At 56.6% G+C, this 16,127-nt stretch carries 10 protein-coding genes and 6 pseudogenes; 12 read left to right on the top strand and 4 right to left on the bottom strand.

The genetic code is table 11. The features are described 5' to 3' along the window. The first annotated feature begins 50 nt into the window (after positions 1 to 50). From NL154_RS28450 to NL154_RS28440, 3 pseudogenes are all read left to right on the top strand, one after another. A pseudogene (locus NL154_RS28450) lies at positions 51 to 1,153 on the top strand (IS3 family transposase). A 107-nt stretch (positions 1,154 to 1,260) separates the two neighbouring features. Further along, positions 1,261 to 1,500, top strand: a pseudogene (locus tag NL154_RS28445) (tyrosine-type recombinase/integrase); the annotation flags it as partial. A 125-nt stretch (positions 1,501 to 1,625) separates the two neighbouring features. Then, a pseudogene (locus tag NL154_RS28440) lies at positions 1,626 to 1,748 on the top strand (transposase domain-containing protein); the annotation flags it as partial. A gap of 125 nt (positions 1,749 to 1,873) precedes the next feature. Here the strand turns inward: NL154_RS28440 and NL154_RS28435 are convergent. After that, the gene (locus NL154_RS28435; protein ID WP_430961093.1) at positions 1,874 to 2,824 is read right to left on the bottom strand and encodes a LysR family transcriptional regulator; all 951 of its coding nucleotides are present in this window, start codon (positions 2,822 to 2,824) and stop codon (positions 1,874 to 1,876) included. A 1,137-nt stretch (positions 2,825 to 3,961) separates the two neighbouring features. Between NL154_RS28435 and NL154_RS28430 the strand changes: the two genes are divergently transcribed. Next, the gene (locus NL154_RS28430; protein ID WP_430961092.1) at positions 3,962 to 4,975 is read left to right on the top strand and encodes a LysR family transcriptional regulator; all 1,014 of its coding nucleotides are present in this window, start codon (positions 3,962 to 3,964) and stop codon (positions 4,973 to 4,975) included. Positions 4,976 to 6,161: 1,186 nt separating this feature from the next. On the opposite strand, the gene NL154_RS28425 is transcribed toward NL154_RS28430, so the two are convergent. After that, entirely contained in the window at positions 6,162 to 7,139 is a 978-nt protein-coding gene (locus NL154_RS28425) for a nodulation protein NodZ (RefSeq protein ID WP_430961091.1), read from the bottom strand. Between the two features lie 276 nt (positions 7,140 to 7,415). On the opposite strand from NL154_RS28425, the pseudogene dnaE2 reads away from it, so the two are divergent. The 5 genes and pseudogenes from dnaE2 to NL154_RS28400 form a co-directional block, all read left to right on the top strand. Beyond that, positions 7,416 to 7,944 (top strand): annotated as a pseudogene (dnaE2, locus tag NL154_RS28420) (error-prone DNA polymerase); the annotation flags it as partial. Continuing rightward, positions 7,927 to 8,364 (top strand): hypothetical protein, encoded by a 438-nt coding sequence (locus NL154_RS28415; RefSeq protein ID WP_430961099.1) that lies wholly within the window; start codon positions 7,927 to 7,929, stop codon positions 8,362 to 8,364. The pseudogene dnaE2 and the gene NL154_RS28415, both read left to right, overlap by 18 nt. Positions 8,365 to 8,418: 54 nt before the next feature. After that, positions 8,419 to 8,850, top strand: a complete 432-nt coding sequence (locus tag NL154_RS28410; RefSeq protein WP_430961090.1) for a type II secretion system protein GspK — start codon at positions 8,419 to 8,421, stop codon at positions 8,848 to 8,850. Further along, the gene (locus NL154_RS28405; RefSeq protein ID WP_430961100.1) at positions 8,786 to 9,115 is read left to right on the top strand and encodes a hypothetical protein; all 330 of its coding nucleotides are present in this window, start codon (positions 8,786 to 8,788) and stop codon (positions 9,113 to 9,115) included. The genes NL154_RS28410 and NL154_RS28405 overlap by 65 nt, the downstream gene beginning before the upstream one ends. 528 nt (positions 9,116 to 9,643) lie before the next feature. Then, entirely contained in the window at positions 9,644 to 10,165 is a 522-nt protein-coding gene (locus tag NL154_RS28400; protein ID WP_430962009.1) for a hypothetical protein, read from the top strand. A gap of 164 nt (positions 10,166 to 10,329) precedes the next feature. Here NL154_RS28400 and NL154_RS28395 read toward each other — a convergent pair. Then, positions 10,330 to 10,681: pseudogene (locus NL154_RS28395) on the bottom strand (nitrogen fixation protein NifQ); the annotation flags it as partial. A gap of 1,618 nt (positions 10,682 to 12,299) precedes the next feature. Between NL154_RS28395 and NL154_RS28390 the strand changes: the two are divergent. The 3 genes and pseudogenes from NL154_RS28390 to NL154_RS28380 all read left to right on the top strand — a co-directional run bounded on the left by NL154_RS28390 (position 12,300) and on the right by NL154_RS28380 (position 14,044). Then, positions 12,300 to 13,670 (top strand): hypothetical protein, encoded by a 1,371-nt coding sequence (locus NL154_RS28390; RefSeq protein WP_430961088.1) that lies wholly within the window; start codon positions 12,300 to 12,302, stop codon positions 13,668 to 13,670. Between the two features lie 126 nt (positions 13,671 to 13,796). Then, positions 13,797 to 13,909: pseudogene (locus tag NL154_RS28385) on the top strand (IS110 family transposase); the annotation flags it as partial. Beyond that, positions 13,883 to 14,044: a hypothetical protein gene (locus NL154_RS28380; protein ID WP_430962010.1), complete on the top strand. Its 162-nt coding sequence runs from the start codon at positions 13,883 to 13,885 to the stop codon at positions 14,042 to 14,044. The pseudogene NL154_RS28385 and the gene NL154_RS28380, both read left to right, overlap by 27 nt. A gap of 577 nt (positions 14,045 to 14,621) precedes the next feature. Here NL154_RS28380 and NL154_RS28375 read toward each other — a convergent pair. Then, positions 14,622 to 15,724 (bottom strand): IS3 family transposase gene (locus NL154_RS28375; RefSeq protein WP_434734541.1). Its coding sequence is split into 2 segments (ribosomal slippage): positions 14,622 to 15,463 and positions 15,463 to 15,724, totalling 1,104 coding nucleotides; the frame shifts between segments, so codons are not numbered across the junction. Between the last annotated feature and the right edge of the window lie 403 nt (positions 15,725 to 16,127).

The following is a 16,127-nucleotide window of genomic DNA, read 5'->3' as shown; positions in this document are numbered from 1 at the left end:
ACCTGGAATTTTCCACTTATGATCCCTGTTGGGCAGAAGAGGAGAATTCGATGAAGGCCTCGAGGTTTTCGGAAGCGCAGATCGCCTTTGTTCTGAAGCAGGCGGAGGACGGGACGCCGATCGGTGAGGTCTGCCGCAAGGCAGGAATTTCGGACGCGACCTTCTACAATTGGCGCAAAAAATATGCCGGTCTGATGCCGTCAGAGATGAAGCGGTTGCGGCAGCTCGAGGAGGAGAACGCCAAGCTGAAGCGGATTGTTGCCGACCTGTCGCTGGACAAGGCGATGCTTCAGGACGTGCTGTCAAAAAAGCTCTGAAGCCTGCCCGCAAGCGCAAGCTTGTCGACATGATCAAGGCAGACTGGAAGGTTTCTATCCGGCGCGCATGTTCGGTGCTGAAGATTGACCGGTCGCTTTATGTCTACAAGTCCAGGCGCGGCGAGCAGGCCGAGTTGAAGCTGAAGATCAAAGACATCTGCCAGACACGGGTGCGTTACGGTTATCGTCGCGTTCATGTCCTGCTCAAGCGCGACGGCTGGCCCGTCAATCCGAAGCGAATCTATCGTCTTTACAAGGAGATGGATCTGCAACTCCGCAACAAGGTTCCCAAGCGTCGGGTCAAGGCGAAGCTGCGAGCCGACCGGACGGAGCCGACCCATTCCAATCACGTCTGGGCAATGGATTTCGTTCATGACCAGTAGTTGGCCACCGGCCGCAAAATCCGGGTGCTGACAGTCGTCGATACCTTCTCGCGCTTCTCACCAGCAGTCGATGCACGCTTCAACTACCGGGGCGAGGACGTGGTCCAAACGCTCGAACGAGTATGCCGGCAAGTCGGTTATCCCGCGTCCATTCGCGTCGATAATGGCAGTGAATTCATCTCCCGAGATCTTGATCTCTGGGCCTACCACAAGGGTGTCGTGCTCGACTTCTCGCGCCCAGGCAAGCCGACGGACAACAGCTACATCGAGAGTTTCAACGGCAAGTTCCGGGCTGGGTGCCTGAACGCTCACTGGTTCATGAGCCTTGACGACGCGCGCTTGAAGATGGAGGATTGGCGTAGAGACTATAACGAATTCCGGCCACACAGCGCGATCGGCAACAGGGTGCCGATTTCGCTGATGAACGGCTCATCGGCACCCCCGCCGAGCTGAGCTTTAACCCCGGAAAATTCCAGCTCCCGCTGGCCCAAAATCGGGGTGCACTTCACCAAAACCGCTGGAGCTAACTCAAAACTGGATAAAACTTGGGGGCAAGGTCACGGGTGTCGCCCCATGTCTTGCGGCACAGAGCTGCCATGGAGTTGCTGCAGGCGGGCGTCGATTGCTCGGTCATCGCCCTGTGGCTGGGCTATGAGGCGATGGAAACGACGCTGACCTATATTCACGCACATCTTGAACTGAATGAATCCGCACTCGCTAAGCTGAAGCCGTACGAACGCGCCAAGGCCGAGCGATTTCGACCAAACGACCGGCTTCTGGAATTCCTGAACTCCCTCTGAGCATGAGAACTATGCCGAGTGTCAACCATCGGCCTCCGGCCGAACTGGTCGGAAACGCGCCGTGTGCCGTCCCTGTCAGAAGAGGCATTCGGCATAGTTCGCCGGTCGGCATAAACGGCAAAGCTGTCGAGCCACTGGCCCACCTAACCGACGGGATCACCTGGATCGTCAACGGCCATCCCTACAGTCAGATCGATGAACTTCTGCCCTGGGCGTATGCTGAGAAGTCGATCAAGACCGTGGCCTGAAAACACCGCTTACGATCAGACTACGCAATGGATGGCTACATTAAGTGCAAGGGCAAGAAGGGCCTTGTGCAGCGGCGACACCCAGCACAGCATGAGAACTGTCAAAGTCTGGCGGAATGCATTTCTCAAACGCCCCCGGGCCTAGGACGTCCGTTGGCGTTAGTCAGGGCAGCCATGCGGCCGGCCTCCTGTAGCAAAATCTCTTGCATCCATATGCTTGCCTGATCCCTGTTGCGACGGGCGGGCCACTGGACAGCCATGGTAAATGCTGGAAGTGCCAGCGGGAGCTCGACGATCCGCAAGGGAATTATCTTTGCGAAATGACAGGCGAGCCGCAAGGGTATGGTCGCTATACGCTCGGTCCCTGACAGCAGCGGCGGGATCAAGCTGAGGCCGGGCGCGACGACCTCAATGCGCCTCTTTAGACCGTGCTCGACCAATAACCATTCTTCGATTGAGGGCTTCAGCGCAGGCCCGAACTTGGCTACAACATGCCCCATCGACAGGTATTTTTCAAGGGAAAGCTGCTGTGAAAGTTGATGGTTCATGGCGCAGCCCACGCAGACGAGTGTCTCGTCAAACAGTTTCGCTTGGGGATGCGCGTTCGACATGAACTGCTCAGGAAGGATTAGGAAATCGATTTCACCGCGCCCGAGTAGCTCATTGGGTTCATCGGCGGGAGCCAGCAATTCAAAGCCTACGGCTGGAGCCTCCCGCACCACACGCTCTACAACCTTTTCGAAGAAGACAAGCGTCACGAAATCGGACACAATAATTCTGAAACGACGCTCGGACATGGCAGGATTGAACACGTCGCATGAAATGATGGAAAACTGAATATGAAGCAGAACATCGCGGACTGCGGGGGCAAGGTCTTTGGCACGCGGAGTTGGGAGGAATTTGCGGCCCTGCATTGTAAACAGCTCGTCGCCGAAATAGGTGCGTAGCCGGGCGAGAGCAGAACTCATGGCCGGCTGACTGAGGTTAATGCTACGTGCAGCTGCGGTGACGCTTTGTTGTGACATCAGAGCATCGAGCGCAACTAGAAGATTGAGATCGAGACCCTTAAAACGCATGCTTTGACGTATCCACAGTGGGGATCATTGACATCCAAACAGTAACTCAATTGCCGAATCGACGCCGTCGGGGTAACGGCACTCAAGGCAAGTCACGGGTCTCTATGAAACCGCGAAACAGGGATCAGGCGCTCAGTAGAACTCGAGTTGTCGTGTCTTAGGACACCTCACGCTAATGGACGCACCGACCCAACGTGGCTGCGTCAATTTGACCGCAGCTAATCGTCATGATTCATTTTAGCGGCCATCAAGTGCATGGCACGAACATGAATAGGCACCCGCGCATCGAGATTCGGAATAGCTTTCGGTGTCGCGCAGCCTTGGTCCAGCGTATGGCTGCCTTGGTGCGTGAGTTCGACGGCAGAGCACGCAGCCCCCATTTGTGCGCCCCACCGCCCACTGCTAAACCGCATCATCTTTGTTGGGCCTAGCTCCGGGCTGCAATGTCGTGGACACATCAATGGGATCTCTCTCCGATAAATGAATGGTAAGGACATCCTAGTGCTTTCCGGCGTTTCCTTGCCATGCAAACTGCAAATCCCAACATGCGCTGCGGGCATGATTGAGAAACTCTTTGCGAAGACGCGTTAGCGAAACAGCGCTGGCATAGGGCTCATCAACACGGCCGGACAGGTCCGCTGGCGCGACACAGTCCTGAGCGTCGGACGTGAGGGCCTCCAGTTAGTACGAGCACATTGACCAAGAAGGATGAAAACGAATGTATCCATGGCGTGGATGACAGCCATGCGAAAACTCGATTTTTCCCATCTCGGGAAATTCGACTACAAAGGCGTTTGCACTATCGCAGGCAAAATTGAGTCACGCCGAGAGGCATTGTTGCAAAGGCTTATAATTTGGCAATCCGGGCGTCCAATAAACGGAGTTCAGAAACGAGTATAATCGGGCATATGTCGTGCATGCTATTTTGGCGCGTTGAACTAAACCGAAGTTTTGGATTCAGGGAATGCCTGCACAGCGTCCATACCGCGCCGGACGATTGAACGCATCCTTATAGCCTAAGTGCTTCCAACCGGCCCGGCGTTCGCTATCGTGAAAGGCGGAGGAAGGGTTTCTTAGTCCCCCGCAAAACGGCCAAGGGTGTGGAGTGAGAACATCATTGTCCGAGGAGAGAAAATCATGAATCGACCCGTTTGGAAGGGGCCACATTCGTTCATCGTTGACAGTGACGCCGCACAGGAACGGCAGATGCCAAGCTTGACATCAATCGACCTTAACCTGCTGGTGGAGCTCGAGGCGCTATTGGAGTACCGGAATATAACACATGCGGCGCAACACGTTGGCCGAAGTCAACCGGCAATGAGCCGGGCACTATCAAGACTGCGTGGCATGTTCAATGACGATCTGTTGGTTCGCGGCTCGGGCGGTTTGGTGCCGACGCCGCGGGCCGAACGCCTGGGCAATATGCTGCCGTCTGTATTGAACGCGATCCGCGAAATGGTAAATCGTAGCTTAACCCCCAGAGACATGCGCTGGAAGGCAACTATCGCGATTCCCGACCATCAAGCGCTCATCTTGCTTCCGCGTCTATTGCCCCGTCTGCAGGAGCGTGCACCTCATCTCGACATCGTCACCAATCCGCTGTTGGACTGTGCGCTGCGGCGGCTTGAGCAAGGTGAGATTGATTTAGCTGTTGGGCAGATCAGTGCCGCACCGCCGGGCTTCTTGCGGCGTAAGCTTTACGCGGACCGCTTCACCTGTCTGCTACGCCACGACCACCCAGTGCTAGAGCGAGAGTGGAGCATAAGTGCCTTCGCTGAGTTGCGTCACGCCTCCATTTTGTCAGACGCCAACGACCGCTTCGGTCAGGTCTATGACGGACTTTCCAAGCTGGGGATATTGAACCGGTATCCGATCGCGGTCTCCAATGTGCTGACGGCGGCAGTTGTGATTGCGGCGACCGATCTTGTCCTCGTCATGCCGGATCGCATCGCTACCCAGATCGCTACCATGTTGCCGCTCGCGGTTCTCCATCCTCCCGTGAACCTGACGCCATATGAGGTTGCGCTGATCTGGCACGAGCGTTCCCATCGTGACCCGGAACATCAGTGGCTCCGCCACGAAATCGCCGCGGCAGCGCGACCTGACCGGAACGCCCCAAACGACAAATCAAAGGGTGAGGAGACTGAATGATAGGCTTTGGGCTTTTGGACCGGGCGCATCTCTCAGGAAGCCGGCCGCAGGACGATGCCCTCGGGCACCTCGCCTGCAGTGGCAAGAGGCCAGAGTGCAATCGGCAACGTGCAGACGAGCGCCGCGATCATTTCTTCTAGTGGTTTTGCGGTCGTAGGCACGCTTTCGTCGAACCAGCGGGCAGGGCGCCGTCCTTCTGGAACTGGAGAAAGCGCCAAGCGAGCTGAATAGTGCCACGCCGCACGCAGGCACTGCCGGTGCGCGCGCGAGCCCCTTCTCGCGGCGGCGCTATCCAGCCCCAGGCTCACCAGCGATGCTCGACATAAGGCTTCTGCAAAGGCTCGCATTTGATCGCGGGAACAAATGCGGCGGCCTGACATTGCACCTAGCTTATCTCGATCAGAGTAGCGAGTGTGCCACCGTGGTCAAGAGCTGTGAGGGAAGGGCCTGTGGCAAACGGCTTTGCCATTCAAAGTGGCTCAGATCGTGCGCTTGCGCTGTCCGAGCGCACCGGGTCTGAGACTGAATATCTTAAGCGACTGAAGCACCCGGAGCTAATACGACTGCCTCGCTATCGCTCTCACCAAGGTGTGCCCATCCATTGCACGCGTCAACTCGCGCAGGCTGGTCGCGCTTTTCTAACGCCCTCACACCAGACTTTTCTACGGAGCTCAAGGTCGACGCTCCAAAAACGCGATCGGTAAGCCGACGCTCTTGTGCATTTGCAAGAGCTCGCGCTGGCCTCGCGATATCAGTCCTGGCACAAATCCGGAGTTCACGAAGGCCTCTTCGTCAAGAGCGATCAAGTTCTCCTATGATTACACAAACAAGACGCATGCCGTGGCGCATTCACAGGGCCTATGGTACCTTTATTCAGCACCAGTTCGGCTAAAGTTTTCCCCGTCCTGCCCGCGCGATATCAAAAGTTCCTTGGTCGTCGCCAGTTTTAAAAACTTCGATGATTACCTAGGAGCCGTAGGCGTTCGCTGACTAGAGAGACTAGTCGCGCTTCGGGGAAAACACAGAGCGCGCGCCGGCCTGGATTCTTCATAGCACAGGTTTGCTGATCCGTTAATCCTGGATGCCTTAGACGGCGCGCAGCAGAATGCCGCCGTAGGGAGGCGGACTAATGTCTGGAAGCCAGTTGCTGGACGTGCGAACGGTTAGGCACCAGGCCCCATGGAGATCAGAGATCCTTTGACACTCCATCAATCAAGATTAATCGATTCGGATCATGCACATCGAACTCAATTACCCGAGGCACAAAAAGGCGAGCATAGCGTGTAAAGGCGCTCGTCGGCGGGAAGCGAATTACGGTGTCGCATCGCCCCAGTAGATACATCTCAACGATAGCCGAAATTCCGCCGTCAACCCCAAGCTCTGGAACGTGCAATGGGCCGGTTTGATGTGATCGGAAATGCTTAGGGACAGTGATAAGATCGGGGAGCATGGCCGACAAGTAGGCCATCACCTGCGCGCTATCCGTGGACAAGAATATCCGCACAGGCTTCGGGTGGACTAACGTTTTTGCCTTATCAATGGCGATGCACACCTGACGCATCGCCAGCTCCGGATCGGCCCAATAGGGTGAGTGGTCCATAATGTCTTCGCCGTTGCCATGCCGAACATGAACGCCAATGACACTGTGCCCCGTAAAGCTCTCCTGATAGATGGTTTCTATGCGGCTTTGAATCTCAGATCGAGGCTTAACGCTCCGAAAAATCTGCCGTTCTGCCCCCTCATCGCAACGCCACATTAAGCACGCGTCGCACACCACAGTTCTAGCGGCCACATCACCTCGGGCCTGAAAAAGCTCGCTTAGTTCATCGCGTTCGCGGAAGACCTGCTCATTTGGTCGGTAAAGGCAATTGATTGACGGCTTATTCCACCAGTCTGGGAAGAATGGTCCCGGGAATGATAACTCGTTGATCTGGTCGTCGCAAATAACGGACACGCCCGCAATTTCTTTGATCGGTTCGAAAAACACCGGAAATGCGTTCGCGAAGGGCTGGTCAAGATAGCACGATCCACGCCAGTCAATAGCGAGCACTCGCCCTGTGCGCTGCGCGTACTGCCAAGCGGCAGCCAACGACCATAGACAGTCACCAAAACCCGTACGCCTCCGAGAGACAATGTACCGTTTCTTCAGGTGATTATGAAGCATGTGCGGCGTCCCCGTTTCGGAAGGACGCGAGCTGTATCTGCGGGGTTGTTGCATCCTTAACAACACCGAGGGAGTTGACCACGCAGCGCCGTGGGGAACTTCTGGGTTCCTTGCAGGGCTCACTAGTTCTAATGTGGCCACTTAAATTGGTAAAATTTATTGTTTGGATAGTTCTCATCCATGCGCCCGATCACAGGCTTCTGTCTAGTGCGTGCAGATCCTGACTGAAGGATTTGACGGTGTTCTCTATCGTTCGCTTCGCCCGCTCGCAGGGGTATTCTCTGCCAGGGGCCGGGCTCGGCGGCGAACTCGGCTGTCTGTTATATCCTCGGAATCACATCGATCGATCCTGATCTTCTGTTCGAGCGTTTCGTTTCCCAGGAGCGTGACGAGCCACCGGATATCGATGTCGACTTCGAACACGAACGGCGCGAGGAGGTGATCCCAATGGATCTACAAGACCTATACGCATCAGAAGGCGGCGCTCTGTGCGACGGTGACAAGTTATCGCGCCAAGGGCGCCATCCGCGATGTCGGCAAGGCGCTTGGCCTGCCGGAGGACATGATCAAGGCGCGGTCATCGGGCATGTGGTCCTGGTCGGCCGAGATGGCCGGCGAACGGAACCTTCGCGAGCTCAACCTCAATCCCGATGATCGCCGGCTAGCGCTGACCTTGCAGCTTGCGCAGCAGCTGATGGGCGCGCCTCGCCACCTCGGCCAGCACCTTGGCGGCTTCGTCCTGACCCACGACAGGCTCGATGATCTGGTGCCGATCGAACCTGCGTCCATGGCCGACCGGCAGGTGATCGAATGGGACAAGGACGAGGTCGAGGAGCTGAAGTTCATGAAGGTCGATGTGCTGGCGCTTGGCATGCTAACCTGCATGTCGAAAGCGTTCAGGCTGATCGAGGAGCATAAAGGCAGATCTATCGATCTTGCCAACATCGAGCACGAGGATCCCAAGACCTATGCGATGATCCGCAGGGCCGACACGCCCGGCACCTTCCAGATCGAGAGCCGGGCGCAGATGTCGATGCTGCCCCGGATGAAGCCCAAGACTTTTTATGACCTAGTGATCCAGGTGGCGATCGTCCGGCCGGGACCGATCCAGGTTGACATGGTCCATTCCCATCTTCGGAGGCGTGAGGGCAAGGAGAAGCCTGAATATCCAACACCCGAATTGGAAGTAGTTCTCGGCAAGACTCTTGGCGTGCTGCTCTTTTAGGAGAGCGCCATGAAGGTGGCGATGGTCTGCGCCGCCCTGATTAAAAGCTAGCCCATGGGTTTTTATGCCGTCGCCCAGATCGTCAGCGGAGCCAGGAACCACGGTGTCGAAATCCGCACGATGTGCATCAACCGCTCTCGTTGGGACTGCACGCTGGAACCGATCGAAGGCACCGATCGTCACGCAGTGCGGCTAGGCATGCACCTGGTGCGGGGACTTGCCACCGCCGATGCCGCCCGCATCGTTGCTGCACGCGCCGATCAGCCCTTCGACAGCGTCGACGACATGTGGCGGCGCTCCGGCGTGCCGGCTGCTTCACTGGTGGAACTGGCGGAGGCCGACGCCTTCTTGCCGTTTCTGGGGCTCCAACGCCGTGATTCGCTCTGGGGCGATCAAGGGCCTGCGCGACGAGCCGCTGCCCTTGTTTGCCGCAGCCTCCGAGCGCGAGAGCAGGTCGATCGCGGAGCAGCAGGAACCGGATATTGAACTGCCGCAGATGACGGATGGGCACAATGTCATCCAGGACTATAGCCACACCGGTCTCACCCTACGCCAGCATCCGATCGCGTCCCTGCGCAAAGATCTTGCCGCGCGCAGCATCAACACCTGCGAGGAGGCGATGTCTGCCAGGGACGGTCGCTGGCTGATGACGGCAGGTCTCGTTCTCGTCCGGCGGAAACCCGGATCAGCAAAGGGCGTGATGTTCCTGACGATCGAAGACGAAACCGGTCCTGCGAACGTCGTCGCCTAGCAGCTCTTTGATCTTTCGGGCGACCTGTCGGCTTTGGCCGATCGTGATGAAGCATTCAAGCTTCGAACCGGTTGCGGCGACGAGTTCGCCCATGGCTCGCCGGGAAGACAGGATCCCAGAGATGGCGCCGCCGTGAAGACGTGTGATATCTATATTCCGGATCTTCGACACGCTAGGCCGGCAGAACCAACACGGCGAAACCGGTTGAGCAACCGGCAAACGCATCTGCTCCCGTACTCGATGAGATCGAAGATCTCATCCAGCTCGAAGAAGAGAATAACAGACTTCGCAAGCGTCTCGGGTTGGACTGATCAGCGAGCGACCCAACGGCTCACGGAACGCCCGTAGCAGCTGTTTTTCAGTAGGGGAGAGATTGCCGAGCCCGGCTCGTGGGCGCGATTGAGTTGGCGTGTGAGGATATTATTCGCTGCGGCAGGAGCGCAGTCCCAAGTTGCTCAAGGTGAGAACACTATGAAGACACTGTAGAAATTTCTTGTTCAATTGGCGTCGCGGCCACGACCGGCAACGGTGCAAGAAAGTTCGATTGGGCATGCCATTGATCCCGAGGCGGTTGAAAGCAAAGCGGATCAAACGTCACTACCTGCGTCTGATTCAACGACTGCTTCCGGCGTACCTGATAGTGATGAGGACCTCTCCGCTGCCCAGGTGTCAGTGGCGTCGAACAAGCCGGAAGGCGATCCCGACGTCGTTCAGGCACAAGTTCCCGCGGTTGATGCTGAGGATGCTCAAACCCCGGCAGAGAGTGCACTCCGTCATTCGGATACCGAGCCGGGCGAGTTGGTGGCGTACAGTGGCCCAAGCATAAAGTCTCAAAGAAAACCGCAGACCGATCGTCGTCAACGGGCAAAGAGGGTTGATGCCGACGTGGTCGCGCAAGGGTCCGTAGCCACAAATGAAAGCCAAAGCATCAAATCGTCCTCTTCCGGGGATGCTTTCTTCGATCAAGTGGCAAGCCTTGACAACGAAATCAAACAGCTGAGAAGCATGCTGGCAAAAAAGCTTTATCTGCAAAACGTTCAGCTTAAATAGATGCTCGAGCGATTCGCCGTGCTGTAAGCTTGGCTACTGTTTAAGATTATATGAGTGAAAGAGCCGCAGCGGACGTTCGCTATCGAATTAAATAGGTGCGATGGCGCTCAGCAATACGTATCCGTCGAGAACTACGCGAAGAATTTTGCCCCCTCGGCTTCAAGTCAGTCGTGCAGCTTTTTTACGAGAGGCAGGCTGTCCCGGCGGCGGCGGCGTCGCGGAGCGTTTCGGATCTCGATGCAATCTCCGCAAGTGGGCGCGGTACAAAGCGAAAAGCCTTCGGCGTCGCAGAGCTTGCGGTAAAGGTACCTCTTCCATCTCATGATATTGGTGTTGCCAGCTGCCAATGTGGGAAAATGGGTCGAAGCAAGCGGCTAAGCTCGGATCGGTCATAAAAGCCAAGAGCCTGCCAGAGATGCTCATCGCGCAATGCTCGCCGGCAACGATCTTGGCGATGCGGGCGCTCGCGGGGTCGCCCGGTCGCTCATTCGGAATACCCCGCAGAAGTTCTTCCTCTGCCGCAAAAGGACACAGGCGATTACATACTGGTCGAAATCCATCTCCACGTCCTCCGCAGCCATTGCCTGGCTTCGGCCGATCGCGAGCGCCGTTCGAGTTGATACGAAATTCGTATCCCGTGAGGGTCCTGTTCCCGACGGAATGCGGATCTGACGTCGATCTAACATGTGCCTTCTTTCTACCGTTGCCCTGCGCAGAGTCAAACCCACCAGCAGCTCCTGCGTCTCACGGCGAGGACGGCGCAAGAGCCGTGCTAGTAGCCTTGCGAATGTAATTCAGAGGGTCAGACGAGGTGGAGGCACACCCGTTGAACGCATGTTGTCGTGGAAATGACAAACGCGACAGCGCTGCAGCTCCTTGAGCTGAGCCATCGTCCACCCGGACATGCTCCGGGGGCGTGCGCTGCACTGTGTCATACGCAAGTGGCGGGATTAGCGCTATATCGACAATTACGCAGCCAAGAAAATTGTACCACGAATGCCTATAGGCATCCGCTAAAAGCAGCTTTCGTGGACCGGCGGCGCCTCGGCGTATCCATGATGTGGAATTAGTCTATTGAAACAATGAATTTTACCAAATTGATCGGGGTGTTGCATACAACGGCAGCTCGAAAGAAGCAGACAGCGCAACCTGTGCCGACCCCATGTCCTTTTCGGAACGGTCGGTGAGACTTAATCCGAGATGATCACGGAGCTCTCACCAGAACTGGAGACAGCCAACATGCAAAGCAAGATCGATGTATGCGACTCGGCCACAAAGGTCGCGCCACACTGTGATCTAGGAGTCCTAAATTTGATGGCAGGCATCATAGCGCGTAGCTTTAGTGGGCCACCGAACAGCCTCTTCAAGGCTTTTCTGTCGTTGGCCAATGCGACGCGCAGCTGGCGCGAAGTTTGAACCATCTACGAGCGGGCTGGGTTCGTCGCACCTTATGGAAAGGCCGAGCGGCGCGCGCGTCGTCTCTCCGACTTAGGCTGGCTGCAGCGGTATCGCGGTGTGGCGAAAAGGACAGAGGCAAGGGCTGAGCACCTTACAGTGCTCTCCAATTTGACTGATATCCAGCGCATTGAAATGGGCTCCAACGCAGTCGAGCGCGTTCCGATTGCCTTGGAATTAAAGCCGTGGTGGTGATCTCAGCGACCGACGCGGTGCAGCTTATGCCACACCGAATCGCGACAAGAATCGCCACCATTCTGCCCTCGCGATTGTTGATCCGACTATGGAGCTGAAGCCTTACGAGTTCTCGCTGATTAGGCACGAGCGTTGCCATTCGCGCCCCCGAACATGCCTGGCTGCGTAGCGAAATCGCCACGGCGGCCAGAACACAACAGGCGCAGGAATGATAGCGCCCGAGTCTGCGGCGGCGTGGTCTTCGGAACAGAAGATGGATTCGCAGCCGTGAACCCTGCTCGCGCAAGGACATCGCTCAAAGTGTTTCCTCAAATAGAGCGGCTAGGATCAATGCTCTGCGTCAAAGCGACATGCGTGCGCGGATGGTTTCAGAATGAATTCCAACATTCCCACTGGGATAACCGGTACGAATTTTGCCCGATGATAGAGTCCTAGGGGTCACTAACACGGGCGCCCGTATACTAGGAAAAAGGAGTGAAGCGAAGTGGCGAAGACAAGTCGGCCGAAAATGGGCGCGCACAATTCTCGCGAGATCAAACCCCCGCAATTGGCACTCACGGAGGCGCCGCCGCACACGAGCATGGATGTCTGGATCCAACAAGCAGAGGACGAGTACGATGCTCGAAAAGAGGCCGTGAGACGAATAGACGCCTGGTTGAAGGATGGTGATGTCAATGCGGTGCTGAATCTGTCATCGCTCCATTTGACCAGCCTGCCCGACCCGCTCCCAGCCGAACTTCGATGGCTCAATGCGGAGCGAAACCGGCTGGCCTGCCTAAGCAACGCGCTTCCAGCGGAACTCCAGAGGCTCAACGTCGAATGCAATCGGTTGATCCGCCTTCCTGAAATTCTTCCCGCCGGACTAAAGACGCTTGAGGCGAGCTCTAATCAGCTTGTCTGCTTGCCCCACAAACTTCCTTTTGGGCTCCAAACGCTCAAAGTAGACCTCAATCAGCTCACCACCCTAGACTTTAATCTCCCGGCGACGCTCCAGACTCTTCAAGTGAGCTACAACCGGCTAACCAGCTTGACCGGAACACTGCCGGTTGGGCTCCAAACCCTCGGCGCCGCATACAACCAGCTGACCAGTCTGCCCGACGAGCTCCCTCCGGGGCTCAAGACGCTCAATGTAGTCGGCAATCAATTGGCCTTGCTGCCCGCTAGCCTTCCTCCCGAAATCAAACAACTCATCGCCAGATACAACCGCCTAACCAAGCTGCCAAATAGCCTTTCCCCAGGCCTCGAAGTGCTCATTATCGACGGCAATCGGCTGGCGTGCCTGCCAACGACGTTACCGGTCCGACTAAAAACACTCGAGGCAAGCTACAACCTGCTGACCAGCCTGCCAGACAACCTTCCCCCAGGGATCCAAACGCTCATCGCGAGCGGCAACAGGTTCACGAGCCTGCCAGACAACCTTCCGCGCGCACTTAAGGTGCTCGATGTATGCGGCAACCAGCTGACCAGCTTGCCCGTCTCACTACCGGAGGGGCTCAAGACGCTAAGTGTTGGCAGTAACCAGCTTGCCCAGTTACCCGCCAACCTCCCTGCCGGGCTCAGGACACTTGTTGTCGAGGACAACCGCCTGACCTGCTTGCCCGATAAACTCCCCATCGGGCTCAAGACACTGGTCGCTAGGCGCAACCATGTTACTAGACTCCCTGAGAGTTTGCTGTTGCAGCCGGACTTAGAGTGCGCGGTTTTTCTTGAAGATAACCCTCTCTTTGAGCAGGAGGGGACTGACCTTGCCGAAGCAATCAGTGTTCAGGGTTACTCCGGTCCGGTGGTCTTCGTTTCGATCGCCGCGGGACTTCAGCAAGATGGTAGGGGCGAATTTCCCTTTGCCTTCGACTGAGATTTATCGATAATGGCAATCGCGAAAGTAAATTGAGGCTGACCTGATGTGGTGGACGGCCTCCGCTCCCGGCATCGCAATGTGCCAAAGTGTGGCTGTCGAAAGTCACAAAAGGGAGAGCCGTCCATGGAGGAGATTACCACAATTGGTCTGGATATCGCCAAGCATGTATTTCAGGTTCACGGGATCAAGGTGCTGAAGCCATCACGAATATGGTGCGCATTCACAATGACGTCGTGCGCGAGTATCTCGACCTGGAGATGCGGATCACGTCTTGGGCCGGCGCCGAGCTTCGGCGTTTCCTCCCCGACATGGACGCACTGATGGGCGGTCACTACGATTGGGCCCGGCAGCAGAAGCGTTATGGCGACTGACAACTATGTCTTCGACGCAACGGTGGAGGCGGAAGATTTCGGAGCCGGCAGTCGAACGCCAAAAAGATGAATGAGCAGGGATTGGCATTTTAGAAGCTCCCGCCCAGACCCTTTGGTTTGATCGATCAGATGCGGCGTGTCTGCACATTCAGCATCTGCGCATTATCGCTCAGAATGAGGCCTTCATGTGTTCCGGGCCGTCGGCCGGCGCATAGTAGCTGAGAAAACCCCAGAAGAACCCAACCAAGTCCGTCCCCTGCAGGTCGGTCCTGACCAGCAAGCCGTATGCGGGCGCCTCGTGATCTGGATCCGCGTAAAGCCGCTTTCGCTATCGAGAGCGACGAAGGGCCATGTCGCGCTATAGCCGATCTGCGTGAGCATCCCGTCTGGTCGTGAGAGTGCTTGCGCGACGAATGTCGGCCCGGGACGTCTGGCGGCGCCGCATTTGGCACAAGGAGCGTGACCGGCCATCGATGACCTGCCACTGAACTTTCATCCGGCTGCGATTAGAGGTCCAGCGTTTTCTGAACCGCCCCCAAACGTTGGACCAGCGAAGGCTGGAGTTTTCCGGCTTCTTTCAGGGAGGCGGGCTGGTTGCGCTTCCCGAATTTATCAGCGATATCGGCACCTTGTTGCCGATCGCGCCATGAGGCCGTTCTTCGTTATAGTATCTAAGCCAATCCTCCATCTTTTCGCGGGCATCCGCAAGGGTCAGAAACCAGTGTTGGTTCAGGCATTCGGCGCGGAAGCGGCCGTTGAACGCTTCTATAAAGGCGTTGTCGGTCGGTTTTCCAGGGCGTGAGAAGTCCAACGTGACGCCCTTAGCATAGGCCCAGAGATCGAGATCGCGAGACACGAACTCGGTCCCCTGATCGACACGGATCGTCTTGGGATAGCCAACGTTCCGGCATACTCGTTCCAAGGTTTGCACGACATCTTCACCTCGATAGCTGTGACGCGGATCGAGCACCGGCACATAGCGTGAGAAGGTATCCACCACCGTGAGCACCCGCAGTTTCTTGCCGGTCGCGAGTTGGTCGTGAACGAAGTCCATAGCCCAGACATCGTTCGGACCGACTGCCATTTGCCGACCTTCCCTCAGCTTGGCTTTGACCCGGCGTTTCGGTGTCTTATTACGCAATTGCAGGCCCAAGTCCCTGTAAATGCGGTAGGTCCGCTTGATGTTGGTACCCCAACCCTCGCGTTCCAACAGTACCTGCACACGACGATAACCGTAGCGGACACGGGTCTCACAGATCTCACGGATACGACGTTCCAGACCGGCCTGATCGGCACGACGAGAGGTGTAGTGGTAGGTTGACCGATCGAAGTTCAGCGCCCCACAGGCACGCCGGATCGAGATCGCCCAATCCCGGCACATGCCCTTCACCATCTCCCGCTTGCGAGCAGGCCTTAGAGCTTTCGGCGAATGACGTCCTGCAGCATCTCACGATCGAGCGTCAGGTCCGCGACAATCTTCTTCAGCCGCGAATTCTCGTCCTCGAGCTGCTTCAGCTTCTTCATCTCCGGCGGCAACATGCCGGCATATTTTTTCTTCCAGTTGAAATAGGTCGCCTGGCTGATCCCCGCCTTGCGGCAGATCTCTGCAACGGGCACACCTTCGTCGCCTTGCTTCAGAATGAACGCCTTCTGGGCGTCCGAAAACTGCGATGCCTTCATCGTCTTCCGTTCCTTTCCCAGCCAGGAAAATGCACCGGAAACTCTAACCAAAACTGGTCCAGTTTGAAGGGTTCAGATCAAAATTACCCGTGGCAGGTCATCGAGAATGAGTTCAGTGACGATCCGATCGTCGCTACCAAACCAGTCGCTAGCTAATTCGTTCGCCTCCATTGTCGAAGCACGATGATTCCGCTGCCGCCATCAATAACCGAGATCAAGCACAGCATGCGAAACGCTAGTCGGCTTTGTCGGATCGGCGACACAGACTTGTTTAGCCAATCTGCTGTTCGGCTCACGCAATTTGTTGAAAAACAACCAAAAAATTTTTCTTGGCTTCGATCAGACAGTTTGGCACGCATCTTGAAACTCTTCGTTACGAGGCGGCGCGAGCTGCCGATGGCCA

It is taken from the genome of Rhizobium sp. YTUHZ044, from assembly GCF_051123975.1.
GTDB lineage: Bacteria > Pseudomonadota > Alphaproteobacteria > Rhizobiales > Rhizobiaceae > Rhizobium.
Note: the sequence above shows the minus strand (reverse complement) of the source record. Positions and strands in the feature narration are given on the sequence as shown.